General features: G+C 70.8%; 26 protein-coding genes and 1 pseudogene. 14 read left to right on the plus strand and 13 right to left on the minus strand.

The features are described from left to right. Positions 1–19: 19 nt before the first annotated feature. Positions 20–544 carry a 5-(carboxyamino)imidazole ribonucleotide mutase gene (gene purE / locus ABZ396_RS35600; protein ID WP_358921275.1) on the minus strand — a complete coding sequence of 175 codons (525 nt, stop codon included), beginning with the start codon at positions 542–544 and terminating at the stop codon, positions 20–22. Next, positions 541–1680 (minus strand): 5-(carboxyamino)imidazole ribonucleotide synthase, encoded by a 1140-nt coding sequence (locus ABZ396_RS35605; RefSeq protein ID WP_358921277.1) that lies wholly within the window; start codon positions 1678–1680, stop codon positions 541–543. The genes purE and ABZ396_RS35605 overlap by 4 nt, the downstream gene beginning before the upstream one ends. Positions 1681–1887: 207 nt before the next feature. Here ABZ396_RS35605 and ABZ396_RS35610 point away from each other — a divergent pair, with 207 nt between their 5' ends. Next, positions 1888–2403 (plus strand): GtrA family protein, encoded by a 516-nt coding sequence (locus ABZ396_RS35610; RefSeq protein ID WP_358921279.1) that lies wholly within the window; start codon positions 1888–1890, stop codon positions 2401–2403. On the opposite strand, the gene ABZ396_RS35615 is transcribed toward ABZ396_RS35610, so the two are convergent. Both ABZ396_RS35615 and ABZ396_RS35620 read right to left on the minus strand, forming a co-directional pair. Next, the gene (locus ABZ396_RS35615) at positions 2400–3674 is read right to left on the minus strand and encodes an ATP-binding protein (RefSeq protein WP_358921281.1); all 1275 of its coding nucleotides are present in this window, start codon (positions 3672–3674) and stop codon (positions 2400–2402) included. The two genes, ABZ396_RS35610 and ABZ396_RS35615, sit on opposite strands and share 4 nt — an antisense overlap. A gap of 118 nt (positions 3675–3792) precedes the next feature. Next, the gene (locus ABZ396_RS35620) at positions 3793–4470 is read right to left on the minus strand and encodes a response regulator transcription factor (RefSeq protein ID WP_007382513.1); all 678 of its coding nucleotides are present in this window, start codon (positions 4468–4470) and stop codon (positions 3793–3795) included. A gap of 491 nt (positions 4471–4961) precedes the next feature. Between ABZ396_RS35620 and ABZ396_RS35625 the strand changes: the two genes are divergently transcribed. Further along, a complete protein-coding gene (locus ABZ396_RS35625; RefSeq protein ID WP_358921283.1) occupies positions 4962–6458 on the plus strand; it encodes an oligopeptide:H+ symporter in 1497 nt (498 codons plus the stop codon). Positions 6459–6845: 387 nt separating this feature from the next. Here ABZ396_RS35625 and ABZ396_RS35630 read toward each other — a convergent pair whose 3' ends face one another. Next, positions 6846–7364, minus strand: coding sequence for an ATP-binding protein (locus ABZ396_RS35630; protein WP_358921285.1), 519 nt, complete (start codon positions 7362–7364; stop codon positions 6846–6848). Between the two features lie 180 nt (positions 7365–7544). Next, complete coding sequence (locus ABZ396_RS35635) at positions 7545–7949, minus strand: STAS domain-containing protein (RefSeq protein WP_358921287.1); 405 nt, start codon at positions 7947–7949, stop codon at positions 7545–7547. Positions 7950–8254: 305 nt separating this feature from the next. Here ABZ396_RS35635 and ABZ396_RS35640 point away from each other — a divergent pair, with 305 nt between their 5' ends. Next, the gene (locus ABZ396_RS35640; protein WP_358921347.1) at positions 8255–9148 is read left to right on the plus strand and encodes an RNA polymerase sigma factor SigF; all 894 of its coding nucleotides are present in this window, start codon (positions 8255–8257) and stop codon (positions 9146–9148) included. Between the two features lie 175 nt (positions 9149–9323). After that, a pseudogene (locus tag ABZ396_RS35645) lies at positions 9324–9641 on the plus strand (ricin-type beta-trefoil lectin domain protein); the annotation flags it as partial. Between the two features lie 118 nt (positions 9642–9759). Here the strand turns inward: ABZ396_RS35645 and hutI are convergent. From hutI to hutU, 4 genes are read right to left on the minus strand one after another with little or no spacing between them, the layout of a single operon-like run. Beyond that, the gene (gene hutI, locus ABZ396_RS35650; RefSeq protein WP_359186724.1) at positions 9760–10938 is read right to left on the minus strand and encodes an imidazolonepropionase; all 1179 of its coding nucleotides are present in this window, start codon (positions 10936–10938) and stop codon (positions 9760–9762) included. Positions 10939–10958: 20 nt separating this feature from the next. Next, a complete protein-coding gene (locus tag ABZ396_RS35655; protein ID WP_358921348.1) occupies positions 10959–12305 on the minus strand; it encodes a formimidoylglutamate deiminase in 1347 nt (448 codons plus the stop codon). Next, positions 12296–13498 carry an allantoate amidohydrolase gene (locus ABZ396_RS35660; RefSeq protein WP_358921350.1) on the minus strand — a complete coding sequence of 401 codons (1203 nt, stop codon included), beginning with the start codon at positions 13496–13498 and terminating at the stop codon, positions 12296–12298. The genes ABZ396_RS35655 and ABZ396_RS35660 overlap by 10 nt, the downstream gene beginning before the upstream one ends. 41 nt (positions 13499–13539) lie before the next feature. Next, positions 13540–15204: a urocanate hydratase gene (gene hutU, locus ABZ396_RS35665; RefSeq protein ID WP_358921290.1), complete on the minus strand. Its 1665-nt coding sequence runs from the start codon at positions 15202–15204 to the stop codon at positions 13540–13542. 137 nt (positions 15205–15341) lie between these two features. Here hutU and ABZ396_RS35670 point away from each other — a divergent pair, with 137 nt between their 5' ends. The 5 genes from ABZ396_RS35670 to ABZ396_RS35690 all read left to right on the plus strand — a co-directional run bounded on the left by ABZ396_RS35670 (position 15342) and on the right by ABZ396_RS35690 (position 19067). Next, the gene (locus tag ABZ396_RS35670; protein WP_358921291.1) at positions 15342–16787 is read left to right on the plus strand and encodes a diaminopimelate decarboxylase; all 1446 of its coding nucleotides are present in this window, start codon (positions 15342–15344) and stop codon (positions 16785–16787) included. A gap of 170 nt (positions 16788–16957) precedes the next feature. Then, positions 16958–17347: a hypothetical protein gene (locus ABZ396_RS35675; RefSeq protein WP_358921293.1), complete on the plus strand. Its 390-nt coding sequence runs from the start codon at positions 16958–16960 to the stop codon at positions 17345–17347. Continuing rightward, on the plus strand, positions 17344–18135 hold the full coding sequence (locus ABZ396_RS35680; RefSeq protein WP_358921294.1) for a transcriptional regulator: 792 nt from the start codon (positions 17344–17346) through the stop codon (positions 18133–18135). Before ABZ396_RS35675 ends, ABZ396_RS35680 begins: the two co-directional genes overlap by 4 nt. A 31-nt stretch (positions 18136–18166) precedes the next feature. Continuing rightward, positions 18167–18670, plus strand: a complete 504-nt coding sequence (locus tag ABZ396_RS35685; RefSeq protein WP_358921296.1) for a roadblock/LC7 domain-containing protein — start codon at positions 18167–18169, stop codon at positions 18668–18670. Between the two features lie 22 nt (positions 18671–18692). After that, positions 18693–19067 (plus strand): hypothetical protein, encoded by a 375-nt coding sequence (locus tag ABZ396_RS35690; protein ID WP_358921298.1) that lies wholly within the window; start codon positions 18693–18695, stop codon positions 19065–19067. 7 nt (positions 19068–19074) lie between these two features. Here the strand turns inward: ABZ396_RS35690 and ABZ396_RS35695 are convergent, their stop codons facing one another. The 3 genes from ABZ396_RS35695 to ABZ396_RS35705 form a co-directional block, all read right to left on the minus strand. Further along, entirely contained in the window at positions 19075–19677 is a 603-nt protein-coding gene (locus tag ABZ396_RS35695) for a hypothetical protein (protein ID WP_358921300.1), read from the minus strand. An 87-nt stretch (positions 19678–19764) separates the two neighbouring features. After that, positions 19765–20607 carry a MurR/RpiR family transcriptional regulator gene (locus ABZ396_RS35700; protein WP_358921302.1) on the minus strand — a complete coding sequence of 281 codons (843 nt, stop codon included), beginning with the start codon at positions 20605–20607 and terminating at the stop codon, positions 19765–19767. Beyond that, positions 20604–22082, minus strand: coding sequence for an aromatic amino acid ammonia-lyase (locus ABZ396_RS35705; RefSeq protein WP_358921304.1), 1479 nt, complete (start codon positions 22080–22082; stop codon positions 20604–20606). The genes ABZ396_RS35700 and ABZ396_RS35705 overlap by 4 nt, the downstream gene beginning before the upstream one ends. Positions 22083–22252: 170 nt before the next feature. Between ABZ396_RS35705 and ABZ396_RS35710 the strand changes: the two genes are divergently transcribed. The 5 genes from ABZ396_RS35710 to ABZ396_RS35730 are packed head-to-tail and all read left to right on the plus strand — an operon-like array spanning position 22253 to position 26388. After that, positions 22253–23290 (plus strand): ABC transporter ATP-binding protein, encoded by a 1038-nt coding sequence (locus ABZ396_RS35710; protein ID WP_358921305.1) that lies wholly within the window; start codon positions 22253–22255, stop codon positions 23288–23290. Next, a complete protein-coding gene (locus tag ABZ396_RS35715) occupies positions 23287–23928 on the plus strand; it encodes an ABC transporter permease (protein WP_358921307.1) in 642 nt (213 codons plus the stop codon). Before ABZ396_RS35710 ends, ABZ396_RS35715 begins: the two co-directional genes overlap by 4 nt. Position 23929: 1 nt before the next feature. Next, complete coding sequence (locus tag ABZ396_RS35720) at positions 23930–24610, plus strand: ABC transporter permease (protein WP_358921309.1); 681 nt, start codon at positions 23930–23932, stop codon at positions 24608–24610. Between the two features lie 54 nt (positions 24611–24664). Beyond that, on the plus strand, positions 24665–26221 hold the full coding sequence (locus ABZ396_RS35725; protein ID WP_358921311.1) for a recombinase family protein: 1557 nt from the start codon (positions 24665–24667) through the stop codon (positions 26219–26221). Positions 26222–26223: 2 nt separating this feature from the next. Beyond that, positions 26224–26388 (plus strand): hypothetical protein, encoded by a 165-nt coding sequence (locus tag ABZ396_RS35730; protein WP_358921313.1) that lies wholly within the window; start codon positions 26224–26226, stop codon positions 26386–26388. Positions 26389–26436: the final 48 nt, after the last annotated feature.

A 26436-nucleotide genomic window follows, 5' to 3' on the forward strand; every position in this document is an offset into this window, starting at 1 on the left:
CGTATTGCTTCCCGGTCCTCTACTTGCCGAAGCCGAAGCCGTCGGAGCCGCCCTCGACCTTTGCCCGCAGCCGCTTGCCCTTCTCGGCCGCCTGGTCGTTGAGGTCCTGCTGGAAGTCGCGCATCCGGGCGAGGAGGTCCTCGTCGTGCGTGGCCAGGATGCGGGCGGCCAGCAGGCCCGCGTTACGGGCGCCGGCGACCGAGACCGTGGCGACCGGGACGCCCGCCGGCATCTGCACGATCGACAGGAGGCTGTCCATGCCGTCGAGGTACTTCAGCGGGACCGGGACGCCGATGACCGGGAGAGGGGTGACGGAGGCGAGCATGCCGGGCAGGTGGGCGGCACCGCCCGCACCCGCGATGATCACCTTCAGACCGCGCTCCGCCGCCTGCTCGCCGTACGTCACCATCTCGCGCGGCATGCGGTGCGCGGAGACGACGTCGACCTCGTAGCCGATCTCGAACTCGTCGAGGGCCTTGGCGGCGGCCTCCATGACGGGCCAGTCGGAGTCCGAACCCATCACGATGCCAACAACGGGGCTCATTCGGTGATCGTGCCTCTCAGGTAGCCGGCAGCGTGACGTGCGCGTTCGAGAACGTCGTCCAGGTCGTCGCCGTAGGTGTTGACGTGGCCCACCTTGCGGCCGGGCTTCACGTCCTTGCCGTACATGTGGATCTTCAGTTGGGGGTCACGGGCCATGCAGTGCAGGTACGCGGAGTACATGTCGGGGTAGTCGCCGCCGAGGACGTTAACCATGACCGTCCACTTCGCGCGCGGGCGCGGGTCGCCGAGGGGCAGGTCGAGGATGGCGCGGACGTGGTTGGCGAACTGCGAGGTGATCGCGCCGTCCTGGCTCCAGTGACCCGAGTTGTGCGGGCGCATCGCCAGTTCGTTGACGAGGATGCGGCCGTCGCGGGTCTGGAACAGCTCGACGGCCAGGTGGCCGACCACGCCCAGTTCCTTGGCGATCCGCAGGGCCATCTCCTCGGCCCGCAGGGCGAGGGCCGCGTCCAGGTCGGGGGCGGGCGCGATGACCGTGTCGCAGACGCCGTTCACCTGCCGGGACTCGACCACCGGGTAGGCGACGGCCTGGCCGTGCGGGGAGCGTACGACGTTGGCGGCGAGCTCGCGGACGTAGTCGACCTTCTCCTCGGCGAGGACGGGCACGCCGGCTCGGAAGGGGTCGGTGGCCTCCTCGGCGGTCTCCACGACCCACACGCCCTTGCCGTCGTAGCCGCCGCGCACGGTCTTCAGCACGACGGGGAAGCCGTCGCCCTCGGCCGCGAACCGGACCACGTCCTCCTGGTCGGCCACGATCCGGTGGCGCGGGCACGGGATGCCGATCGCGTCGAGCCTCGCCCGCATCACGCCCTTGTCCTGGGCGTGCACCAGCGCGTCGGGACCGGGGCGCACGGGGATGCCGTCCGCCTCCAGGGCCCTGAGGTGCTCGGTCGGCACATGCTCGTGATCGAAGGTGATCACATCGCAGCCGCGCGCGAACGCACGCAGCGTCTCCAGGTCGCGGTAGTCGCCGATGACGACATCGCTCACCACCTGGGCCGCGGAATCCTGAGGGGTGTCACTGAGGAGCTTGAACCTGATGCCCAGCGGGATGCCCGCTTCGTGCGTCATACGCGCGAGCTGGCCCCCGCCGACCATGCCGACTACCGGGAACGTCACGCCCCCAGGGTATCCGCAGCGTCACGGTGGCCGGTTTCCGCGGTCGCGACCAGGGCTCTTACCTGTCCCTTGGCCGGCTCTTGCCCCGCTTTTCCCCTGCTCTTTGCAAGCCGTTTCCGACCTGTGTCGTCATCCACAGGCGTGGGACATACTGGGTCGTTAGCATGGCTGAGTCGCCAATACCTACGGACGGGAGCCCGCACAACCATGGAACCTAGTTCCTCGGGGCTGCAACGGCTCGTACGCGAGGTCGCCAAATTCGGCGCCGTCGGCGGTGCCGGGATCCTCGTCAACCTCGGCGTCTTCAACCTGGTCCGGCACGTCACCGACCTGCCGGTGGTGCGGGCGAGCGTCATAGCGACCGTCGTCGCAATCGTCTTCAACTACATCGGCTTCCGCTACTGGACGTACCGGGACCGTGACAAGAGCGGCCGCACCAAGGAACTCACCCTGTTCCTGCTGTTCAGCGCGGTCGGCCTGGTGATCGAGAACGGTGTGCTGTATCTGGCGACCTACGGCTTCGGCTGGGACAGCCCGCTGCAGAGCAACGTCTTTAAGTTCGTCGGCATCGGCGTGGCGACGCTGTTCCGCTTCTGGTCGTACCGCAGCTGGGTGTTCAAGGCGCTGCCGGCCCGCGAGACGGTCGCGAAAGCGGAGGCGATCCTGGAGGAGGCCGCCGAGCCCGGCAAGCCTCAGCGCCGGCCCAAGCAGTGGGTCTCCTAGCGGACCATCGGGTGGCCGTCGTCCAGATTGTGTGCCGGCGGCGGGGTGCGGGACAGGAACAGACCGAACACCGGCGGCTGGGCCTGGAGCAGTTCCAGGCGGCCGCCGTCGGCCTCCGCCAGGTCACGGGCGACGGCCAGCCCGATCCCGGTGGAGTTGCGGCCGCTGATCGTCCGCTCGAAGATGCGGTTGCCGAGGTCGGCGGGCACTCCGGCCCCCTCGTCCGTCACCTCCACCACGGCCTGGTTGCCGGTGACCCGGGTGCGCAGGGCGACCGTGCCGCCGCCGTGCATCAGCGAGTTCTCGATCAGCGCGGCCAGCACCTGCGCGACCGCGCCCGGCGTGCCCACGGCCCGCAGATGGCGTTTGCCGGAGCTGACGATGGCCCGGCCCGCGCTGCGGTAGGCGGGCCGCCACTCGGCGAGCTGCTGCTGGATGACCTCGTCGAGGTCGAAGGTGACGGCGGAGCCGGTGCGCGGGTCGCGGGAGTTGGTCAGCAGCCGCTCGACGACGTCCGTCAGCCGCTCCACCTGCGTCAACGCCACGTTCGCCTCCTCCTTCACGGTGTCCGGGTCGTCGGTGAGGGTGATTTCCTCAAGCCGCATGGACAGCGCGGTCAGCGGAGTGCGCAGCTGGTGGGAGGCGTCGGCGGCCAGCCGCCGCTCGGCGGTGAGCATCCGCCCGATTCGCTCGGCGGAGGAGTCGAGCACGTCGGCGACCCGGTCCAGCTCCGGGACCCCGTACCGCTTGTGCCGGGGGCGCGGGTCGCCGGAGCCCAGCCGTTCGGCGGTCTCGGCGAGGTCGGTGAGCGGGGAGGCGAGCCGGTTGGCCTGCCGGATGGCCAGCAGGATGGCGGCGATCACGGCGAGCAGCGCGACCGCCCCGATGATCAGCAGCGTCCGGCCGACCTCCCGGGTCACCGTCGACCGCGGCTCCTGGACGGTGACCGTCTCGCCTTCCTCGCCGTCGACGGTGTTGTGGATGACATCGCCCTCGGGCTTGACCCCGAGCTCGATCGGCGCCTTGCCCGGGATCCGGATGACGGCGTACTGGTCCCTGCCGACCTGGTTGCGCAGTATCCCCGCGGTGATGTCCTCGTCCCCGAGGATGCGGCTGTCGACGATGCTGGCCAGCCGGAGCGCTTCGGAGTCGACACGTTCCTGGGCGCTGTTGCTGATGGTCCGCGATTCGACGATCACGAGGGACACGCCGAAGACGGCGATGACGACGAGAACGACGGCGAGGGTGGACTGGATCAGACGACGACGCACGTCAGCGCCCCTTCAGGGGCGCGGGACGCTGACATGTGCGGCTCGGCCGCGTGGGCGCGGCCTGCCACGTACGGCGGCCAGTCGCACACTCGCACACACCACCCACCGCGATCCGCACTCAGCTCTTCTCGAACCGGAACCCGACACCACGCACGGTAGCGATGTACCGAGGGTTCGCCGCATCGTCGCCGAGCTTCTTCCGCAGCCACGAGATATGCATGTCGAGCGTCTTGGTCGACGACCACCACGTGGTGTCCCAGACCTCCCGCATCAGCTGGTCACGCGTGACGACCCGCCCCGCGTCCCGCACCAGCACCCGCAGCAGGTCGAACTCCTTCGCGGTGAGCTGGAGCTCCTCGTCCCCCATCCACGCCCGGTGCGACTCGACGTCGATCCGCACACCGTGCGTGGCCGGCGGCTGCGCGGGCTCCGCGGCGCCACGGCGGAGCAGCGCCCGCACCCGGGCGAGCAGTTCCGCGAGGCGGAACGGCTTGGTGACGTAGTCGTCGGCGCCCGCGTCCAGGCCGACGACGGTGTCCACCTCGTCGGCGCGTGCGGTCAGGATGAGGATCGGTACGGCGTGGCCCTCGGCACGCAGCCGGCGCGCGACCTCCAGGCCGTCCATGCCGGGCAGCCCGAGGTCCAGCACGACCAGGTCGATGCCGCCCTGCATTCCGGCGTCGAGCGCGGTGGGTCCGTCCTCGCGCACCTCGACCTCGTAACCTTCCCGGCGCAGGGCGCGGGCCAGCGGCTCCGAGATGGACGCGTCGTCCTCGGCGAGCAGTACACGGGTCATGAGGTGATGGTAGTCCGACTACGCGCTGTGCCGGGGTGTGATCGGCACGCGGGATTCTTACCTCGGGGCACAGTGGTACGAACCTATGGGCGAGAGGTGAGACGGTAGGGGGACCTTCGAAAGCGGGCGCACGGTTCCCTCGACACCTGTGATCCCTGTCTCAAGTCCTTCCATATCCGCCAGTGTCATGACGTAGAGTGACGTGAACGCCTGTAGTACACCAGGGGACCTTCGGCGGGCTTCTTGACGCTGAAGGTCTCTTTTGTGTGCGGGTCGGCCCCGGCCGGCCTTGAAAGGAATGACCTCTGGCCGGGCTCCGGACGCGACGCAGCGTCACGGGGCGTGGATCCCGGTGGTCGCCGTCCGCCGCTCCGTGATCCGGGGTGGACTCCCCCTGGGCGTGGGGTGGACGGTGCGACCCGCCGGTGCCGGCCGCTCCCCCCACGGGCGCGCAGAGCCCCACCGCGCGTCCCGACAGCAAGGAACGACCAATGGCGTCCAGCCTGACGAAGGACTCGGTTCGACCGGGCACCCCCGGTTCCGAGAAGACCTTCTTCGGCCACCCCCGCGGACTGGCCACTCTCTTCATGACCGAGATGTGGGAGCGATTCTCCTACTACGGCATGAAGGCCCTGCTCCCGCTGTATCTGGTCGCTCCCGGCGGCCTGCACATGAGCGCGGCCACGGCGACGGCCATCTACTCGGTGTACCTGTCGCTCGTGTACCTGCTCGCCCTGCCGGGCGGCTGGTTCGCCGACCGTGTCCTCGGCCCCCGCAAAACGGTCGCCGTCGCCGGCGTGATCATCATGCTCGGCCACCTGACGCTGGCGCTGCCCAGCGCCGGTACGTTCTTCGCCGGCCTCGGTCTGGTCGCGATCGGCTCCGGTCTGCTGAAGGCCAACATCTCCACGATGGTCGGTCACCTGTACGGCGGTCCGGACGACCCGCGCCGTGACGGTGGCTTCACGCTCTTCTACATCGGTATCAACCTGGGCGCCTTCGCCGCGCCGCTGGTCATCGGCACGGTCGGCGAGAACTACAACTGGCACCTCGGCTTCGCGCTGGCCGCGCTGGGCATGGCGCTGGGCCTCGCCCAGTTCCTGCTCGGCACGCGCCACCTGAGCTCGCGCTCGGACATCGTCCCGACGCCGCTGTCCGCCGCGCAGAAGAAGGCGACGCTGACGAAGGCCGGTCTGTGGGCCGCCGTCGCCGTGGTCTTCTACCTCATCGTGGGTGTCTCCGGTGTCTACACGCTGAACTGGCTGCTGGTCCCGATCACGATCGCCGGTCTGCTGATCCCTATCGTCGTCATCGCGCGCATAAAGCGCGACAAGGACCTGGACCGCGCCGATCAGTCCAAGATGAGCGCGTACATCTGGTTCTTCGTGGCCGCCGCCGTGTTCTGGATGATCTACGACCAGGGTGGCTCCACCGTCTCCCTGTTCGCGGATGCCTCCGCGAAGAACACCGTCTTCGGCTGGGAGTTCCCGGTCTCCTGGTACCAGTCCGTCAACCCGGTCATGATCATGGCGCTCGCGCCGGTCTTCGCCTGGGCGTGGCTGGCGACGGCCCGGCGAGGCAAGGAGCCGAGCACGGCCGTGAAGTTCGCCGGTGGTCTGGTGCTGATCGGTGCGTCGTTCTTCCTGTTCCTCGCGCCGCTGTCGATCGCCGAGGGCGGTCACAAGGCCGCGGCGATGTGGCTGGTCGGCATCTACTTCGTGCAGACCGTGGGCGAGCTGTTGCTGTCTCCGGTGGGTCTGTCCGTGACGACCAAGATGGCTCCGGCGAAGTACGCGTCCCAGATGATGGGTGTGTGGTTCCTGGCGGTCACCGCGGGTGACGCCACGACCGGTCTGCTGTCCATCGCCGGGGTCGACCTGAACAAGACGGGCATCGTGGCGTTGCAGGCGGTGCTGGCGGTTCTCGCCGGTGCGGCTGTGTGGATGTACCGGAAGAAGGTCCGGGAGCTTATGGGAGACGTGCACTGAGCGTCGTCTGCCGACAGAGGGCCACCGCGTTCTTCGGAACGGGGTGGCCCTCGTGCGTCGAGCAGCACGGCCGAGCCGGCCAGGGCGGCGGCGGACGCGAGCACGGCGGTGCGTTTCTGGTACGGCGACACGGTCGGTCCACCCCATTCGCAACTGACGAGGTATCAGATTCGGCCGTCAAGGTACGCCGGGGCTCATGAGGAGGGAAGAGAAAGGGGCGTGGCGGAAGTGTGGGGATGCCTGAGCGGCCTGTGAGTTGAAGCGCCCCTCAGAGGCACGGAGCTGTATTGGATATGCGGGGCTGTATGGGATATGCGGCTGCCGCAGCGTGGGCGCGGCAAGCCCTCGCCGGCCCGCATCCGGGAGCCGGCACCGGGCGTCGCCCCCTTACGCCGGCGCTCCCAACTCCGCCCAGACGGTCTTCCCGGCCGCCCCGGCCGCCCGTAGGACCCCCCAGTCAAGACACAGCCGTTGCACGATGAACATCCCGTGCCCCCCCGGCCGGCCCGCCCGGTGCGGAGTCCGCGGCGACGGCTGCCCGGCCCCCCGGTCGGACACCTCCACCCGGATCACCTTGTTGTCGCAGGCGAGGAACAGCTCGTCCGGCCCCTCGGCATGCAGGCACGCGTTGGTGACGAGCTCGGAGACCACGAGCAGCACGTCCTCGGCTGCGGCTCTGCGGTCGGCGGACGGGGCCGGCAGCCAGCCCCACGCGTACAGCGCCTGGCGGGTGAAGTCGCGGGCGAGCGGTACGACCCCGCTCTCCCCGTCGAGGCGCAGCCTGCGGACCTGACGACCCCCCGACGAGGCGGACGGAGCGTCGGACGCCGCCGCCTCGGACACCCCGGAAACGCCGCTGGGCTCCGGGCCGCGGTCGCCCGGCGGGTAAGGCCGGGTGGTGCTCATCAGCGCTTCACCTCACCGTTTCACCGGTTCATGATTCAAAAGTTCACTTGCTGCGGTTCGTACGGGCCTGTCGGCATGACCTACCCGGCCTGAGGCCGGATCGGTCAGCGACAGATCCAGAATCTCTCCTGCCCGGGCGATCCGCCGGGACACCCCCCGGTTCCGAACACCGGCGAGGGCTCAGCCCTCGCCGCCGGCTTCGTCGGCGTCGCCGGCTTCCTCGGACAGGGCCGCCTCGACGGAGTCATGGACGGTGAAGACCGCCTCGGCTCCCGTGATCTCGAACACCCGGGCGACGACGGGCAGCATCCCCGCGAGATGCACCCCGCCTCCGGCGGCCTCGGCCCGAAGCCGGGCGCCGAGCAGCACGTTCAGCCCGGTGGAGTCGCAGAACTCAAGGCGTGAGCAGTCGACGACAAGGCGTGAGAACCCCTTGTCGAGAAGATCATCGAGCGGCTCGCGCAGCAGATCGGCGGTGTGGTGATCGAGCTCACCCGCCGGAATCACGACGGCGCTGGAGCCCTCTTCCCGAACTTCCACCAGCAGCCGGCCCGACTGTGCGCTGCCGACCGTCCCGTGGTCCATTGCCGTGTCTCTCCCGAGGTCGTGACCGCTTTTGCCACCGTCTGACCGATGTCTGACGATGCCCACCGATGTCCGCCGAACGCCGTGTCGACGCCCTCGAACATTACGCCTTCTCCACGCACTCCGACACCCGAACAACCTCTCAGAATAGGACAAATGGTAATAGAACGGACTTGCGAGTGGCTTGGATAACCGGGTAGGGCTAGTAGGGACACGTAACCGACACGGCCGGCTTTGGAGGCGCCGCACACCGCAGTGCACGCACGGCTTCGGCAGCCCTTATGCCGAGAACGATGGAGGACACCATGTCACCCCGGCTCGACGCCTCGCATACCCGGACGACGACGTCGACACCCCCACCGGAACAACTGGATGCCATCGAGGGATTCATCGCGGGGCTCGATCTGCCCGAGATCCCCCCGTACGACGAAGTCGACGCGGTCGACGCGCGAGCCCTGTCCAAGACCCTCTTCGAGCGACTGGAGTCGCTGGAGGAAGGCACCCACACGTATTCGTACGTACGCAACACGCTCGTCGAACTGAACCTCGCGCTCGTCAAGTTCGCCGCCTCCCGTTTCCGCTCCCGCAGCGAGCCGATGGAGGACATCATCCAGGTCGGCACCATCGGCCTGATCAAGGCGATCGACCGCTTCGAGTTGTCCCGCGGTGTCGAGTTCCCCACATTCGCGATGCCAACAATCATCGGCGAGATCAAGCGTTTCTTCCGCGACACGTCGTGGTCGGTACGCGTCCCGCGCCGCCTGCAGGAACTCCGTCTGGACCTCGCCAAGGCGGGCGACGAACTGGCCCAGAAGCTTGACCGCGCCCCCACGGTCGCGGAACTCGCGGAACGCCTCGGCCTCTCGAACGACGAGGTCGTCGAGGGCATGGCCGCCTCCAACGCCTACACCGCCTCCTCCCTGGACGCACAGCCGGACGAGGACGAGTCCGAAGGCGCCCTGGCGGACCGCATCGGCTACGAGGACCACGGCCTCGAGGGCATCGAGTACATCGAGTCCCTGAAGCCGCTGATCGCCGAACTCCCGTCCAGGGACCGGAAGATCCTCTCCCTGCGCTTCGTCGCCGGCATGACCCAGTCGGAGATCGGCGAGGAACTGGGCATCTCGCAGATGCACGTGTCCCGGCTGCTGTCCCGGACGCTGGTGAAGCTGCGGAAGGCGCTGACGCTGGAGGAGTGACAGGAGCGACGGCCGTGTTCGGCAGCCGCCTGCTGAACACGGCCCGCTCCCCCGCAGGAGAGCTCCCGCGGCCGCTTCTTCGCCAAAGGCCTCCCTCACGCCCCACCCACACCCCAAACTGGCCGGTACGTCAGCAAGGACGGGCATACGGGAGGCCGGCGCGAAGGGGTGCACCATGGTCCAGGACAACCCGCCCTCGGACGCTCGCCTCACCGAACTCCTGCGCGCGCCCGCCCACCGTGTACCCGGCCCTCCAGGAACTACGCGCCCGCCACCACCCCGCGGTCCTCGGCTACGCCCGGCTCTGCACGACCGGCGACGCGGCGGCCCGTCGGCTCACCGCGCAGACCTTCACCACCGCGGCCCGTGACATCGCACGCGGCGCCGAGCCGGCCTCCCCCTCCGCCACCATCTGCTCCTGCTGACCGTGCGCCTGGCCGCCGGGTGGTCGCACGACGAACGCTCCGCCGCCCTGGACCCCACCCTCCTCCTGGAGAACCGCCCGGCCGTCGCCACCGGGACGGCCCTCACCCCGAACGGCGACGACCAGCTCTCCCTGGACCCGGTGAACGACGGCACGGCCCGGCGCTGGCGGGCGGGGGCCGGCTGACTCAGCCGAGGGCCCGGACGCCCCTGCGCCACACCCCGGCGACCAGCGGAACCCCCGGCCGGTAGGCCAGATGGACATGGCTGGGGGCGTCCAGCAGGGTCAGGTCGGCATACGCACCCGGTGTGAGCAGGCCGATGTCGCCCCTTCTGAGCGCCGCCGCGCCGCCCGCCGTCGCCGACCACACCGCCTCGTCGGGGGTCATGCGCATGTCCCGGACGGCCAGGGCGACGCAGAAGGGGACGGAGGAAGTGAAGGAGGAGCCCGGGTTGCAGTCCGTGGAGAGGGCCACGGTCACGCCCGCGTCGAGGAGGCGGCGGGCGTCCGGCCATGCGGCACGGGTGGAGAACTCGGCGCCCGGGAGGAGCGTGGCGACCGTCCGGCTGTTCGCGAGAGCGTCCACGTCCGCGTCCGTGAGGTGGGTGCAGTGGTCGGCGCTCGCCGCGTCGAGTTCGACGGCCAGTTGGACGCCGGGACCGTAGGAGAGCTGGTTGGCGTGGATGCGCGGGGTCAGGCCCTTGGCCTTGCCCGCCGTGAGGATCGCGCGGGCCTGGTCGCCGTCGAAGGCGCCCTTCTCGCAGAAGACGTCGACCCAACGGGCGTACGGGGCACAGGCGTCGAGCATCTCGCCGGTGACCAGGGCGACATAGGCGGCGGGGTCGTCTGCGTAGTCCGGGGAGACGATGTGGGCGCCGAGGTACGTCACCTCGTCGGTGTGGGCGGCGGCGATGCGCAGGGCCCGCGCCTCGTCCTCGACCGTCAGGCCGTACCCCGACTTCGTCTCGAAGGTGGTGGTGCCCTGGCGGAGGGCCTCGTCGAGGTAGTGCGTGAGGTTCGCCTCCAGTTCCGCGTCGGTCGCGGCGCGGGTGGCGGCGACGGTGGTGCGGATGCCGCCCGCGGTGTACGACCGGCCGGACATACGGGCGTTGAACTCCTGGGTGCGGTCGCCCGCGAAGACCAGGTGGGAGTGGGAGTCCACGAACCCCGGCAGCACCGCCCGGCCGCCCGCGTCGACCCGGTTGTCAGTGGCGAGTGCTTTGCTGGATTCACCGGTCCACGCGACACGGTCGCCGTCGATGACGACGGCCGCGTCCTGGATCAGACCGAGAGGGGAGCCGTCACCGAGGGAGGGGTCGTTGGTGACCAGTGTGGCGATGTTGGTGATGGCGGTGCTGCTGCTCATGGTGTCCTCGTGGGGGGTCGTCAGGCGCGAAGGGCTGCCACGGCCCGATCGAGGGCTTGCGGCACATCGGGGACGAGCGTGTGCGCACCGTCGCGTACGACATGACGGCCCGCGACGACCGTGTGCCGTACGTCCGCAGCCGTCGCGGCGAATACGGCCGTCTCGGCGCCGAGTCGCGGCAGCGTCCCCGCCGTTCTGACCGAGTCGAGCGCGATCGTCGTCAGGTCGGCGAGCATGCCGGGCTCGATGGTGCCGGCGTGGTCCCAGCCGAGGGCGGCATGGCCGTCGACGGAGGCGGCGCGCAGCAGGGCGGCGGCCGTCCAGTGGCCCCGGGTGCGGGTGCGCAGCCGCTCGTCCAGCTCCATCGCGCGCGCCTCTTCGAGCAGGTCGATGAAGGCGTGGCTGTCGGAGCCGAGGGAGAGCGGCGAGCCCTGCCCCTGGAGGTCGGCGGCGGGGCCGATCCCGTCCGCCAGGTCCCGTTCGGTCGTCGGGCACATACAGGTGCCGGTCCCGCTCTCCCCGATCAGCTCGATGTCCTCGTCGGTGAGGTGGGTGTTGTGCACGCCGGTCGTGCGCCGCCCGAGGACACCGTGGTCGGCCAGCAGGCGGGTGGGTGTGCAGCCGTGGGCGGCCAGGCAGGCGTCGTTCTCCGCCGTCTGCTCGGACAGGTGCACATGGAGCGGGGCCCGCCGCTCCTCGGCCCAGCGGGCCACGGTCGCCATCTGATCGGCGGGCACGGCCCGTACGGAGTGGATGGCCGCCCCGATCCGCGCGTGATCCCGTTCCTTGAGAACTGAACAGCGTTCGGCCCAGGCCTCCGCGCTGCCGTCGGAGAAGCGCAGCTGTTGGGCGTTGGGCGGCTCGCCGAAGCCGGAGGAGAGATAGGCGGTGTCGAGGAGGGTGATCCGGATACCGGCGTCGGCGGCGGCCGCGATCAGCGCCTCTCCCATGGCGTTGGGGTCGGCGTAGGGGGTGCCGCCGGGGGCGTGGTGGACGTAGTGGAACTCGCCGACGCAGGCGACGCCCGCCAGGGCCATCTCGGCGTACACCGCGCGGGCGAGCGCGTGGTAGTTCTCCGGGGTCAGCCGGTCGGCGAAGGAGTACATGAACTCGCGCCAGGTCCAGAAGGTCCCGGAGCCGACCTGGACCGTGCCGCGCAGGGCGCGGTGGAAGGCGTGCGAGTGGGCGTTCGCCAGGCCGGGAAGGGTGAGACCGCGCAGGATCTCGGCCCCCGGCGGCGGGGTGGGGGTGTCCGTGCGGACGGCGGTGATCCGCCCGTCCGCCATCTCCACGGCCACACCCGGCTCCACATGTGGGTCCAGCCAGGCGTATTCCAGCCAGTACGTCTTCCGTGTCGTCACTCGCAGGCCAGCCCTTCCAGTACGTCGGCGAGCGCGCTCACCCCGGCCACGCAGTCGTCCTCGGCCGCGAACTCGGCCGGGGAGTGCGAGACGCCGGTGGGGTTGCGTACGAACAGCATGGCGGTCGGAACGCTTCCGGAGAGGATCCCGGCGTCGTGTCCCGCGCCGGTACCCAGGATGGGCGCGGTGAGACCGGTGTCCCGGCCGAGGATGCGCCCGAGTTCGTCCCGCAGGGCGTGATCGAACTCGACGACCGGCGTGAAGGACTCCCGGACCACGTCGAGAGCGATGCCGTGCGCCTCGGCGTACTCCCGGGCCGCCTTCTCGACGCCGCCGACGACGGTGTCGAGGGTGGCCTGGTCGGCGGCGCGCGAGTCGAGCCAGCCGCGTACCAGGGAGGGGATGGCGTTGACGCCGTTCGGCTCGACGGCGATCTTCCCGAAGGTGGCGACGGCACGGGCGAGTTCGGCCTCACGGCGGGCGGCGAGCACGGTCTCGGCGTACGACAGCATGGGGTCGCGACGGTCGGCCAGCCGGGTCGTGCCGGCGTGGTTGGCCTCGCCGCGGAAGTCGAACCGCCAGCGTCCGTGCGGCCAGATGGCACTGGCGATGCCGACCCGGTCGCCGGACAGGTCCAGCGCCCGCCCCTGTTCGACATGGAGCTCGACGAAGGCACCGATGCGGGCGAGCCGCTCGGGGTCGGCGCCTATGGCGTCGGGGTCGTAGCCGGCGGCCTCCATGGCCCGCGGCAGCGTGATCCCGTCCCCGTCCGTCAGCCGGTGCGCCTGCTCGACGGTCAGCTGCCCCGCGGCGAGCCGTGACCCGACACAGGCGAGCCCGAACCGGGCGCCCTCCTCGTCACCGAAGTTGACGATGGCGAGGGGCTTGGTGAACTCCGCTCCCCTCCCGCGGAGTTCGTCGAGCGCGGCGAAGGAGGACACGACGCCCAGGGGCCCGTCGAAGGCCCCGCCGTCCGGCACGGAGTCCAGATGCGACCCGGTGACGACGGCGTCCCCGGCGGCGGGATCCCCGAGCCAGGCCCACTGGTTCCCGTTCCGGTCGACCTCGTACGCCAGCCCACGCGCCTCGGCCTGCTCCCGGAACCAGTCCCGGCACTCGGCGTCGGCGCCGGTCCAGGCGAAGCGCCGGTAACCGTGGGAGCCGGGATGCCGGCCGACGGGGAGCAGCTCACGCCACATGGAGTGGAAGGAGCTGCCGCCCGGCTCAACAGCCGGCTGGCTCACGCGTCGTCACCCTCACGCATGGGCACCCGCACGTCCCGCTCGTCGGCCACCGACTCCGCGATGTCGTACCCCGCGTCGACATGCCGGATGACACCCATCCCGGGGTCGTTCGTCAGCACCCGGCGGATCTTCTCCCCGGAGAGCTTGGTGCCGTCGGCCACCGTCACCTGCCCCGCGTGGATGGACCGCCCCATGCCCACCCCGCCGCCGTGGTGGATGGAGACCCAGGACGCACCCGACGCCACGTTCACCATGGCGTTCAGCAGCGGCCAGTCGGCGATCGCGTCGGACCCGTCCAGCATGGCCTCCGTCTCACGGTAGGGGGAGGCCACGGAGCCGCAGTCGAGATGGTCGCGGCCGATCGCCAGCGGCGCCGCCAGCTCGCCGCTCGCCACCATGTCGTTGAACCGCTCGCCGGCCTTGTCCCGCTCGCCGTAGCCGAGCCAGCAGATACGCGCGGGCAGACCCTGGAAGTGGACCCGCTCACCGGCCAGCTTGATCCAGCGGGCGAGGGACTCGTTCTCCGGGAACAGCTCCAGGATCGCCTTGTCGGTCTTCGCGATGTCGGAGGCCTCACCGGACAGGGCCGCCCACCGGAAGGGGCCCTTGCCCTCGCAGAACAGCGGGCGGATGTACGCCGGGACGAAGCCGGGGAACGCGAACGCCCGCTCATAGCCCGCCAGTTTCGCCTCGCCGCGGATCGAGTTGCCGTAGTCGAAGACCTCGGCGCCGGCGTCCATGAAGCCGACCATCGCCTCGACATGCTTCGCCATCGACTCACGGGCGCGGGTCGTGAAGCCCGCCGGGTCCTTCGCCGCGTAGGACGCCATGTCGTCGAAGGCGACGCCCACCGGCAGGTACGCCAGCGGGTCGTGCGCCGACGTCTGGTCGGTGACGATGTCGATGGGCGCGTCCATCGCGAGCAGCTGCGGCACCAGCTCGGCCGCGTTGCCGAGGACGCCGATGGACAGCGGGCGGCGGGCGTCGCGGGCCTCGGTCGCCAGCTGGAGCGCGTGGTCGAGCGAGTCGGCCTTCACGTCGAGGTAGCGGTGCTCGATGCGGCGCTCGATGGCGCGCGGGTCGCAGTCGACGCAGATGGCGACGCCGTCGTTCATGGTGACGGCGAGGGGCTGGGCGCCGCCCATGCCGCCGAGACCGGCGGTGAGGGTGATGGTCCCGGCGAGGGTGTCGTTGAACTTCTTCGCGGCGACGGCGGCGAAGGTCTCGTAGGTGCCCTGGAGGATGCCCTGGGTGCCGATGTAGATCCAGGAGCCGGCGGTCATCTGGCCGTACATGGTCAGACCGAGGGCCTCCAGGCGGCGGAACTCCTCCCAGTTGGCCCAGTCGCCGACCAGGTTGGAGTTGGCGATGAGGACGCGCGGGGCCCATTCGTGGGTCTGCATCACGCCGACCGGGCGGCCGGACTGGACCAGCATGGTCTCGTCCTGCTTGAGGGTCCGCAGCGTGCGGACCATCGCGTCGAAGGAGCGCCAGTCACGGGCGGCCTTGCCGGTGCCGCCGTAGACGACGAGCTTGTCGGGGTGCTCGGCGACCTCGGGGTCGAGGTTGTTCTGCAGCATCCGCAGGGCGGCTTCCTGCTGCCATCCCAGGGCGCTCAGTTCCGTACCGCGCGGAGCTCGTACGGGGCGGGGTCCTGACATGGTCTGCCTCCTAGCGAATGACGGCCAGTGAAGTGATCCTGCGGTTATTCGGTTATTCACATCCTGGCTGGCTGAATAGACCTAGTCAATACGTCGGTCCGCCAGCGCGGCCGCCGTCCGGATGTTTGGCTGGACTTATGGGCCTTAACGGTGCGGACGACGACATCTCGGGGGACGTCGTGGCGGACAACGAAACGAGCAGCGCAGCGAGCAAGGGCGGTTGCGAGGATGACGGTGAGCGGGTGGTGCGGCGGGACGACGCCGTGCGGGCGGCGGTGGAGCAGGGGCTGCTGGGGCCCGACGCGCCGATCGTAGGCCTGCTGGACGTGACCGGCATCCGTGCCTCGGCGGCCGCGCTGCGCCAGGCGTTCGAGGCGGTCGCGGCGCCCGGCACCGCGATACTGCACGCCTTCGCGGTGAAGGCGAACCCGCTGGTGCCGGTGGTGCGGCTGCTGGCCGGCGAGGGCATCGGCGCCGAGGTGGCCAGTGCGGGCGAGCTGGCGCTGGCGCGGGCGGCCGGGGTGCCGGTGGAGGGGACGGTGTTCGACGCGCCCGCGAAGACCGAGGCGGAGCTGCGCGAGGCGCTGGCACTGGGCGTCGCCGTGAACGCGGACAACCCGCAGGAACTGGCCAGGATCGACGCCCTGGTACCCGCCGGCGGCCGCACCCGCTCGCCGCTCGGGATCCGGGTGAACCCGCAGATCGGTGCCGGGACCATCGGCGCCACCTCCACCGCGACGGCGACCTCGAAGTTCGGGGTGGGGCTGCGGGACGAGGGGGCGCGGGAGTGGGTCGTACGGGCGTTCGCGGAGCGGCCGTGGCTGACGCGGCTGCACGCGCACACCGGGTCGCAGGGGATCTCGCTGCCGTTGCTGGCGCGGGGTGTGGCGGAGACGTATGCGCTGGCCGAGGAGATCAACGCGCGCCTCGGGCGGCGGCAGATCGACACCCTGGACATCGGCGGCGGGCTGTCGGTCAACTTCGCTTCGGAGGTGACGGAGCCGACGTACACGCAGTACGCGCGGTTGCTCGCGGAGGAGGTGCCGGGGCTGTTCGACGGGCGGTACGGGCTGGTGACGGAGTTCGGGCGGTCGCTGCTGGCGCGGAACGGCACGGTGGTGGCCCGGGTGGAGTACGCCAAGAGCTCCGGCGGGCGGCGGATCGCGGTGACGCACGCAGGCGTGCAGGTGGCGCCGCGGACGGTGTACGTGCCGGGGGCGTGGCCGCTCAGGATCGCCGCGTACGACGACAAGGGGCGGCCGAAGGAGGGGCCGGCGGTGGTGCAGGACGTGGCGGGGCCGGCCTGTTTCGCGGGTGACCTGCTCGCCGAGGGGCGGTCGCTGCCGTTGCTGGAGCAGGGGGACCTCGCGGCGGCCCTGGACACCGGGGCGTACTACTTCGGCAGCCACTACTCCTACAACTCCCTCGCCCGGCCCGGGGTCTACGGCTTCGCGCCGGACGGCGAGGGAGGCGTGGCGTTCGCCGTCGTGCGGGAGCCGCAGACGGTCGCGGAGATCGTGGCCGAATCCGGTGGGGCGCACGTCGACGCGCTCACCACCCTGCACGCGACCGGGAGCCGTTGAGACACCTGGGACACAAGGATCAACTGGCCTGAAAAGCAGGCCAGTTGACCAACACTAGTCTGCCGGACGCATGTTCCACTGGAAAATGCCAAACGCATCACTCCTCCCGCACACGTTGCGTAGTGTCGGCGTCACTCAACCGGAGTCCCAGGCGGCGGAGGGGAGCCACGGTGCCCGGAATCGACGAGTGCTTACTGGAAGCGATGCGACTGCCCGGTGCCCGGGGCGCCGCGTTGGTCGACTGGACCAGCGGGCTGGCCCTGGGCACGGTCGGAGAGGCGCCCGGCGGTGACCACGAGACCACCGCGGCGGAGGCCGCCGAACTGGCCCGGCTGGCCGCCGAGCACGGGGCGTTCAGCACGGAGGACGACACCGAGGTGGGCCCTGCGGTGGAGGATCTGATCGTCACCAATCGGGACAGCTACCACCTGCTGCGGTTCGTGGTCACGTCCTTCGACGCCACCGTGTTCCTGCATCTGTGGCTGGCCCGCGAGGACGGCAATCTCGCCCTCGCCCGGATCCGGCTCGGCGAGATGGCCGAGCGGCTGGTGCTGGGATGACCGTGGTCAGAACACCTCCGCCGCTGCCGGTACGGGACCGTGCGGCCGTACACGACCGGGCGCCCGGCGTGCTCTCGCCGATGCTGATACGCCTCGCCGAGGAGCGGGCCACCGGTGTCCTGGTCCGCGAGCACGGCACCCTGCACCTGGCCGAGGGCCGCGTGGTGCACGCCGAGAGCCCGCTGGCACCCGGCCTCGACGTGCTCCTCACGGCCCACGGCACGCTCGACGCGGCGGTCTGGCCCTGGACCGACGACATACCCGCCGCCGCGCACCGGCTGCTCGACGCCGGCCTGCTGCCGAAGGGTGCTCTGGAACTGTGCCGCCTCGGCGCGCTGTACGACGCCGGGTACTTCGCGCTCGCCCCCAGCAGCACCCCGGGCCGCTTCCGCTACGGCGCCACGGCCGCCGTCGGCCCCCTGCCCGCCGTCCCCGTCACCGCCGTAGAGCGCGAGACCCTGCGCCGCCGCGAGCTGCTGCACCGGATCTGGCCCGACCCGGCGATCGACGGCGCCCCGCTGGTCCGCGCCGACCCGGTCGCGCCACCGCCGGTCACCCCACGCCAGCGGGCGGTCCTGGACCGGGTGGACGGCGTCCGCACGGCCCCGGAGATCGCCCGGGAGCTGGGCCGGCCTGCATTCCACACGCTGGTGGACATACGGCGGCTGGCGGCGGCCGGGCTCCTCGCCCCGGGAAACACGACGGCCGCCGCACCCCGGCTCCCACCGGTCACCGACCCCGACATCGCGCTGCTGAAGAGGCTCAGGGATGCGCTGGAGGCCCTTTGAACGGCACCGCACCGCCGAGAGGAGACAGCTGATGGCGGCAGAACCCGGCAGCTCCGGCAGAGAGGCCGTCCTCGACGAACTGCGCCGGCTACGCACCCGGATGCCCCAGCTCACCGGTGCCCTCGCGGCCGGCGTCGACGGCCTGGTCGTCGCCCACGACTGCCCGGGCGTCGACCCGGAGGGCCTCGCCGCCCTCACCGCGGCCGAACTCGGCGTCGCCGTCCGGGTTTCCGACGCCACCGGCAAGGGCGAGCTCAGGGAACTGCTGGTGCGCGGCGAGGACGGCTGTGTCGCCACCTACGCGGCCGGCCGCAGCGCCGTACTCACGCTGCTCGCCCAGGACCGGGTGAACGTCGGCCGGCTCCACCTGGAGGGCCGCCGGGCCGCCGCCCGGATCGGAGAGCTCGTCGACGCCGCCGAGGCCGCCGCCAAGGCCCTGCGCCCGGCCCGCACCACAGCAGCCCCACGGACCAGAACCACGCGCACGCCACGCGCCGGCACCACCACCGACGCGCGCACCGCAACCGACAGTTGAACAGTTGAGAGGAAGAACCACCATGGCCAACACCGAAACCGCGCTGAAAGAGGCCCTCACCTCCATCGAGGGCGCCACCGGCGTCGCACTCGTCGACTACACCAGCGGGATGGCGCTGGGCACGATGGGCGGCAGCAAGACCTTCGACCTCAACGTGGCCGCCGCCGGCAACACGGACGTGATCCGCGCCAAGATGCGCACCATGGAGCACCTGGGGCTCAAGGGCGAGATCGAGGACATCCTGATCACGCTCTCGAACCAGTACCACCTGATCCGGCTGCTCAAGGGCCAGGGCGGCAACGGCCTCTTCCTCTACCTGGTCCTTGACATCTCCCGGTCCAACCTGGCGATGGCCCGGCACCAGCTGAAGAAGATCGAGGAGAATTTGGAGGTCTGAGCGAGCCTCAGACCAGCGCGGCGGTGCGGCGGCGCGCTCCGCCCGGGGCCGCGTCGCCCGCCGCGACACCGGTAGCGCGATACGCCTTGACGGCCTTGCCCACCGGACGGCCACCGCGCTGGTCGAGCCAGTCGACGCGCACCCACACCAGCTGCTCGCCGGCCTTCTCCCGGCGGCCCAGCCAGGCCGCCTTCAGCCGCAGCCCGGTGCCGGTCCCGGCGAGCAGCATGCCGCCCGCCGCCGGCACCGCGAAGGCGCTGCCGAGCGCGACGGCGAAGGCCAGCAGCAGCCACCAGCGGTGCCCCCGGCGCCAGTTCCGCACGGTCACGGCCCGGTCCTGGAGCACATCGTGCTTGCCGGCCCGGGCGGCACCGCGCAGCAGTGCTGTGTAGCGCTTGCGGCGGGTGAGTGCCACGACGGCGGCGCCGACGATGAACAGCGCGGCCCCGGCCATGACGCCGATCCGGCGCCCGGTGATCCCCTCGGGCCACACGCCGATCCCGGCCGCGAACACCCCGAACCACCACAGCGGCGCGGCCCCGGCCCGTACGACCACGGCCACCCGGGCCAAGCCCTGTGCTCCTCGTGCCCCTCGTCCCGCACGCGCCATTGTCCGCAGCCTCCTCGCCGGTCTCGGCCCAGTCAGTCCGTAGGGCGGGACGCTAACCAGAGAACGTGAGACGAGTCTTAAAGCCGGCTATTCGACGAACAGCCCCCTGGCCGCCGCCCGGGCGTCGAACTCCTCCAGGCGGGCCTGCGCGTCCGGCAGGTCGTCGGCCATCGCCTCCAGCAGCACCCGCCCGAGCAGCATCGGCGCGCACGCCGTGTCGAAGGCGAGCCCGGTGCCGACGGCGGCGGGCAGCAGCAGGTCGGAGACCTTGGCCACGGGCGCGAAGGCGGAGTCGGCGACGGTCACGACGGTCAGCCCGGCCTCCTTCGCATACCCCAGGGTGTCCACGACCTCGCGCGGGTGCCGGGGCAGCGCGAAGCACAGCAGCGCCGAGGCACCCGCCCGTACGGCCGCGTCGATGCGGTCGTGGATCATCGTGCCGCCCTCGTTGAGCAGCCGGACGTCCGGGTGGACCTTGGCGGCGAAGTAGGCGAAGCCGTACGCCTGCGAGGCGGCGGCACGCAGCCCGAGCACCGGCAGCGGCCGGGAGGCGGCCAGCACCCGGCCGGCCTGCTGCACCGGGCGGGGGTCGGCGAGCACCTCGGCGAGGTGCCGCAGGTTCTCGATCTCGGCCTCGACGGCCTGCTGGTACTCGTTGTACGACCCGTTGCCGACCGCCTGTTCGGCGGGCACCACCTCGCGCAGGTGCTTGCGCAGCGCCGGGTAGCCGTCGAAGCCGAGGGCGACCGCGAACCGTGTCACGGAGGGCTGGCTGACCCCGGCCAGTTCGGCCAGCTCCACGCTGGACAGGAAGGGCACGTCGGCGGCGCGCCGCACCATGCTGTGCGCGATGCGCCGCTGGGTCGGTGTGAGCCGGTGCCCCTCGAAGAGCGCCTGCAACCGAGTCGCAGGGCTGTCGGTCACGTTCATGACGTGCTCCCCCTCCAGATGTCCGTGAACCTGTCGAGCAGCCCGGCCGCCGCCGTGACGTCGTCCGTGAGCGGCCGGTCGGCCGCCTCCGCCTCCAGCGCCGCCTCCGCGAACTCCAGCGCCCTGCCGGCCCCGAGCCCGGGTTCGGGCCGAAGCCCGCGCTGACGCAAAGCCCGTACGGCGGCGACGAGTTCGCAGCCGGCCACCAGACGGTACGCACGGCAGGCGCGCAGCGTTTGACGGGCGGCTAGCGAGGCGAAACTGGCCTGCTCCTCGACGCCTCGGGAGAGTACAGCGTGCCCGAGGGAGGCGGGCGCGGAGAACGCGCGCAGATCGCCCAGGGCGGCGCCGGCGGCGTACTCCAGGATCATCACGCCGGAGGAGGCGGGCTCCTGGTCGGCGAGGAAGGGCCGCAGCCGGGTGAAGGCGGGCTCGTTGAGGGAGGACAGCCGGGAGGTGGACAGCCGGGCGACCTGGGTGACGGCGAGCCTGAAGTGGTCGAGGGCAAGGGCGAGTTGGGCCTGGTAGAAGCCGCCGTGGTGGTAGGCGGCGAGGTCCTCGGCTGAGATGAGGGGGTTCTCGGCGGCCGCGTTGATCTCGACGGCCAGAACCTGCTCCAGCGCGTCGGCGGCGTCGAGCGCGGGGCCGTGGATCTGCGGCAGGCAGCGGAAGCCGTACGGGTCCTGGATACGGCCGAGCGGCGGGGTCGGCCGGTCGGCGGCGCCGATCAGCTCCCGCATCCGGCGGGCGACTTCGACACTGCCCCGGTGCGGGCGGGCCGCGTGCACCGGGGCCGCGTAGGCCTCGTGCGAGCCGTCGACGGCGAGCAGCGACAGGGCCGCCACGACCTGGGTGGCCTCGATCAGCCCGCGCAACTCGTGCAGGGCGAGCGCCGACTGACCGAGGGTGAGGGCGTTGCTGCTGATCAGGGCGAGGGCGTCGTTGTTGTCGAGGGGCTGGGGATCCGGAGCCTTGTCGCCCCGCCAGGGGTGTTCCCCGGCCAGCGCCAGCCCCATCTGCGCGAGCGCGGCGATGTCGCCGGTGCCGACCGAGCCGAACTCGTTGACGACCGGATGGGCGCCCGTCTCCAGTGCCCCGCACAGCGCGGTGATCACACTGGGCCGCAGTCCGGCGCCGCCCGCCAGCAGCTGGTTCGCCCGTACCGCGAGCATCGCGCGCACCTGCCGGGCGGGCAGTTCCTCGCCGATCGCCCCGGCGTGGCTGCGCAGCAGCCGCAGCCCGTGTCCGGCGGCCGCCTCGGTGGGCACGTCCTCGTTCCGGTTGGCGCCGACGCCGGTCGAACGGCCGTAGACGCGGCCGGTCGCGGCGATCTGCCGGGCGGCGTTCCAGGACTCCTCCGCGCGCCGCATGGCGTCCGTGCCGGGGACCGGCCTGGCGGTGCCGTCGGCGAGGTGAACGACATCCTCGACGCCCATTCCGACGCCGTCGAGGATCACCAGGCCGGAATGTGTCATTCCGAGTGTGTCCACGATACGAGACGACAACACGCGCAAACTCCCCTCAATCGGGACACCCGATCTTGCGTTGCGGTCTCCGTTACCTCGGATTAACGCCAGACCGTTGACAAGCTATTCACCTACCAAGAACTCTGCATGACGTTATACAGCCGGGCAAGGGACATCTCATGATCCAGTTCGACGCGGTCCACAAGCGCTTCCCCAACGGCACGACAGCAGTCCATGATCTCTCCCTGCGGATGCCGGAGGGCGGGGTGACCGTCCTGGTCGGCTCCTCCGGCTGCGGCAAGACCACCACCCTGCGGATGATCAACCGGATGGTCGACCCGACCTCCGGCACCATCAAGGTCGGCGGCAAGGACGTCCTCGAGCAGGACGCCGCCGAGCTGCGCCGTTCCATCGGGTACGTCATCCAGCAGTCCGGACTCTTCCCGCACCGCACGGTGCTGGACAACATCGCCACCGTCCCGCTGCTGCTCGGCTGGAACCGGAAGAAGGCCCGCGCCCGCGCCGCCGAACTCCTTCAGACCGTGGGCCTCGCCGCCGACTCCGGCAAGCGCTACCCGCACCAGCTCTCCGGCGGCCAGCAGCAGCGCGTCGGCGTGGCCCGCGCGCTCGCCGCCGACCCGCCGGTGCTGCTGATGGACGAACCGTTCGGCGCGGTCGACCCGGTCGTCCGCGCCCAGCTCCAGGACGAACTGCTCAGACTCCAGAAGGAGTTGAGCAAGACGATCGTCTTCGTCACGCACGACATCGACGAGGCGGTCCGGCTCGGCGACCGTATCGCCGTCTTCCGCACCGGCGGCCATCTCGTCCAGTGCGCCCCGCCCGCAGAGCTCCTGGCCCGTCCGGCCGACGACTTCGTGGCCGACTTCCTGGGCGCCGAGCGCGGGCTGAAGCTGCTCTCGCTGAAGACCCTCGCCGAGGTCCCGCAGGGGCCGCCCCCGGAGGGCGGAGCCTGGACCCTCGTACGCGACGCGGCGGACAGGCCCCTGCACTGGGCGTCGAAGGACGCCGAACTCCCCCTGCGGCCGCTCAAGGACGACGACTCCCTGCTGGCGGCCCTCAACGAGTCGATCGCCTCGCCGAGCGGGCTGATAGCCCGGGTCGACTCCCAAGGAGTCCTCACCGGCGTCTCGTCCCGCGACGACATCCACGCGCACGCCGGCCAGGCCCACACCGAGGCCCGGGTGGTGGCCGCATGAGCATCGACTGGTCGTGGACAGCCGACCACACCGACGACCTCATCAGCCTCACCCTCTCCCACCTGCAGGCCGCGACGACCGCCGTCCTCTTCGGGCTGCTGATCTCGCTCCCGCTCGCCGTGCTCGCCCACCGGGTCCGCCCGCTGCGCGGCTTCCTGCTCGGCGTCTCGAACGTGCTCTTCACCATCCCGTCGATCGCGATCTTCGTCCTGCTGCTGCCGATCAGCGGCCTGACCCGCACCACCACGGTCATCGGCCTGACCGTCTACACGCTCGTCGTGCTGCTGCGGAACACGGTCGAGGGACTGGACTCGGTCCCCGCGAAGACCAAGGAGGCGGCCAAGGCGATGGGCACCCGCCCGCTGCGCACGCTCCTCACGGTCGAGTTCCCGCTGGCCCTCCCCGTGATCATGGCGGGCGTCCGCATCGCCACGGTCATGTCCATCTCGCTGGTGAGTGTCGCCACCTACATCGGCGACGGCGGCCTCGGCCAGCTCTTCACCGACGGCTTCCAGCGCGACTTCCCGACCCCGGTGATCGTGGGCGTGGTGCTCACGATCCTGCTCGCTGTGGTCGCCGACGCCCTGCTGGTGGCCCTCCAGTACGTCCTCACCCCGTGGCGCAGGAGGCGAGCCTGAGATGTACGAACTGTTCAAGAACCTCGGCACCTGGCTGACCAGCGGAGCCCAGTGGGCCGGCCCGGACGGTATCGCCCACCGGCTCGCCGAGCACCTCCAGTACTCGCTCCTGGCGACCCTGATCGCCGCCGCGATCGGCCTCCCGATCGGTCTGCTGATCGGCCACACCGGCAAGGGCGCGTTCGTCGCCATCAACCTGGCGTCCTTCGGCCGCGCGCTGCCCACCGTCGGCCTGGTCGTCCTGGTCTTCCTGGCCGGCGGTCTGTCGATGCTGCCGGTGTACGTGGCGCTGGTCGCCCTCGCGGTCCCGGCGATCGTCACCAATACCTACGCCGGGATGACGGCCGTCGACCCGGACGTCCGCGACGCGGCCCGCGGCCAGGGCATGCGCGGCCACCAGGTGCTGTTCCAGGTCGAGTTGCCGCTGGCGCTCCCCCTGATCATGACGGGCCTGCGGCTGGCGCTCATCCAGGTCGTGGCCACCGCGACCATCGCCGCATACGTCTCCTTCGGCGGCCTCGGCCGCTACGTCTTCGACGGACTCGCCCAGCGCGACCTCGTCCAGGTGCTCGGCGGCGCGGTACTGGTCGCGGTCGTCGCCATCGTCCTGGACCTGCTCCTCAGCAGCCTCCAGCGCTTCCTCTTCCTCCCCCACTCTCGGCTTCGTGAAATTCCCCTTTAGAACACGCCTCCTGCACACTCGCAGTGAGTGAGTTCGACAGGGGAGGGACTGATCATGACGACGATGACCGACACGCTGACCGGCCGCGAGATCCTGCGTGTGTCGCAGGACCACAGCGGTGAGGAGCGCTCGAACGAAGAGCAGCACGACGAGAACGCCGAAGCCACCGCCCGCCACGGCATCGCGCTCGTCGGCGACTCGTACCGGGACGTCGGCAGTGCCAGCGACTACGCGAAGAAAAAGATCAGGGACGGGTTCGGCCAGCTCATCGCCGACCTGGAGTCGGGCGACTTCGGCGCCGACGTGCTCGTGATGTGGGAGAACAGCCGCGCCTCTCGCCAGCCGCGCGAGTGGATCAAGGTTGCCGACGCGTGCCGGGACCGGGGCGTGAAGATCTTCATCACGACCCAGCACCGCAACCCGCTCTTCGACCCTCGCGACCCGCGAGACTACGCAGACCTCATCGACGAGGCCGTGAAGGCGATGAGGGCCTCAGCCGAGACCAGTAAGCGGGTGATCAGGGCGTTGAACGCGAACCTCAACCACGACAGCGGCGCGAAGCCGCAAGGCCAGATCCCCTTCGGCTACAAGCGTGAGTACGCGATGACGAAGGTCAACGGCAGGACCGCCATGCGGCCGGTCGGCCAGCAGCCGGACCCCGAGACGGCACCGCTGGTGATCGAACTCTTCCAGCGCGTCAAGGCCGGTCACTCCTTCCTGTCGATCGCCCGCGACTGGGCAGAGCGCGGCATCCTCAACAAGTCCGGCGGCACGCACAGCGCTCAGCACCTGCGCTCGATCTGCACCCGCAAGGCGTACGTCGCCATCCGCATCCACAAGGTCGGCGACGTGATCACCGAACTGCCCGCGTCCTGGCCCGTGATCGCAGACTTCACGAACAGCCCGATGACGCCTGACCAGTTCGTCGCGCTCTTCGCAGAGGTCGGCGTGATCCTCGCCGACGGGAGCCGCAAGAGCGTGAGCTCTCGCCCCGGCACCGGCCAGCACGCCTTCACGCAGACGATCCGCTGCGGGGAATGCGGCGGCCCGCTCCGCGTCTCGGAGAACAGTCGCGAGTCCCGGTACATCTGCCGCCTGAAGGGCTGTGTCTCGATCGCCAAGGCGCCCGTGGACGACGTCCTCAACGCGGAGATCACCACCTACCTGGCACGCCCCGAGGTGTACGAGGCGATCACGCCCGGCGACAGCGGCGAACTCGACGCGGTGCGCGCCCAACTCGCAGTCAAGGGGGCGCAGTTGGCGGCATTCGAGGACGAGGACCCCGAGACGCCCGCTGAACTGCGCATGATCGCGAAGAAGATCGACAAGCTGGAGGGCGAGATCACCGCACTCGAAGCCCGCGAGACCGAACTGACCCCGCGCCCGTCCGAGCTGGCCGGGCTCTTCGACTACGGCCCCGACGTCGCCGCTCGCTGGAAGGCCAAGCCTGCCGACGTCCGGCGCAAGATCGCCGCCCTGCTGCTCGCCCCTGACGCCCTGGGCGAGGTGCGCATCAACCGCGCCGGGGGCACCGAGTCGGCCAGCGACCGCATCCGCTGCGCGGCCGACAGGATCAAGTGGGCCGTGACCGAGACTCCGGCGGAGGTGTGATCATGCGCTACCAGCCGCAGAGGATGATCAGCTTCACCGCGACCCTCAGCAACGGGAAGACGGTCAAGGTCACGGCCCCGTCCGAGCAGCGCGCACACCAGCGCGTGACGAAGTGGCTGGCCGATCAAGAGTCAGAGCTGACGGTCACGAGCATCACCCGCGACTGACGCACCCGCACACACAGCGAAGCCCCGGCCGAGGAAAGCGGCCGGGGC

Source organism: Streptomyces sp. NPDC005866 (assembly GCF_040629895.1).
GTDB lineage: Bacteria > Actinomycetota > Actinomycetes > Streptomycetales > Streptomycetaceae > Streptomyces.

Bases quoted from the DNA above. Each gene is read 5' to 3' on its own strand.
- purE (WP_358921275.1), bottom strand. From the start codon at position 544: ATGAGCCCCGTTGTTGGCATCGTGATGGGTTCGGACTCCGACTGGCCC.
- ABZ396_RS35610 (WP_358921279.1), top strand. From the start codon at position 1,888: ATGGAACCTAGTTCCTCGGGGCTGCAACGGCTCGTACGCGAGGTCGCC.
- ABZ396_RS35620 (WP_007382513.1), bottom strand. From the start codon at position 4,470: ATGACCCGTGTACTGCTCGCCGAGGACGACGCGTCCATCTCGGAGCCG.
- ABZ396_RS35625 (WP_358921283.1), top strand. From the start codon at position 4,962: ATGGCGTCCAGCCTGACGAAGGACTCGGTTCGACCGGGCACCCCCGGT.
- ABZ396_RS35630 (WP_358921285.1), bottom strand. From the start codon at position 7,364: ATGAGCACCACCCGGCCTTACCCGCCGGGCGACCGCGGCCCGGAGCCC.
- ABZ396_RS35635 (WP_358921287.1), bottom strand. From the start codon at position 7,949: ATGGACCACGGGACGGTCGGCAGCGCACAGTCGGGCCGGCTGCTGGTG.
- ABZ396_RS35640 (WP_358921347.1), top strand. From the start codon at position 8,255: ATGTCACCCCGGCTCGACGCCTCGCATACCCGGACGACGACGTCGACA.
- hutI (WP_359186724.1), bottom strand. From the start codon at position 10,938: ATGAGCAGCAGCACCGCCATCACCAACATCGCCACACTGGTCACCAAC.
- ABZ396_RS35660 (WP_358921350.1), bottom strand. From the start codon at position 13,498: ATGTGGCGTGAGCTGCTCCCCGTCGGCCGGCATCCCGGCTCCCACGGT.
- hutU (WP_358921290.1), bottom strand. From the start codon at position 15,204: ATGTCAGGACCCCGCCCCGTACGAGCTCCGCGCGGTACGGAACTGAGC.
- ABZ396_RS35670 (WP_358921291.1), top strand. From the start codon at position 15,342: ATGGGCCTTAACGGTGCGGACGACGACATCTCGGGGGACGTCGTGGCG.
- ABZ396_RS35680 (WP_358921294.1), top strand. From the start codon at position 17,344: ATGACCGTGGTCAGAACACCTCCGCCGCTGCCGGTACGGGACCGTGCG.
- ABZ396_RS35685 (WP_358921296.1), top strand. From the start codon at position 18,167: ATGGCGGCAGAACCCGGCAGCTCCGGCAGAGAGGCCGTCCTCGACGAA.
- ABZ396_RS35690 (WP_358921298.1), top strand. From the start codon at position 18,693: ATGGCCAACACCGAAACCGCGCTGAAAGAGGCCCTCACCTCCATCGAG.
- ABZ396_RS35695 (WP_358921300.1), bottom strand. From the start codon at position 19,677: ATGGCGCGTGCGGGACGAGGGGCACGAGGAGCACAGGGCTTGGCCCGG.
- ABZ396_RS35700 (WP_358921302.1), bottom strand. From the start codon at position 20,607: ATGAACGTGACCGACAGCCCTGCGACTCGGTTGCAGGCGCTCTTCGAG.
- ABZ396_RS35705 (WP_358921304.1), bottom strand. From the start codon at position 22,082: ATGACACATTCCGGCCTGGTGATCCTCGACGGCGTCGGAATGGGCGTC.
- ABZ396_RS35710 (WP_358921305.1), top strand. From the start codon at position 22,253: ATGATCCAGTTCGACGCGGTCCACAAGCGCTTCCCCAACGGCACGACA.
- ABZ396_RS35715 (WP_358921307.1), top strand. From the start codon at position 23,287: ATGAGCATCGACTGGTCGTGGACAGCCGACCACACCGACGACCTCATC.
- ABZ396_RS35720 (WP_358921309.1), top strand. From the start codon at position 23,930: ATGTACGAACTGTTCAAGAACCTCGGCACCTGGCTGACCAGCGGAGCC.
- ABZ396_RS35725 (WP_358921311.1), top strand. From the start codon at position 24,665: ATGACGACGATGACCGACACGCTGACCGGCCGCGAGATCCTGCGTGTG.
- ABZ396_RS35730 (WP_358921313.1), top strand. From the start codon at position 26,224: ATGCGCTACCAGCCGCAGAGGATGATCAGCTTCACCGCGACCCTCAGC.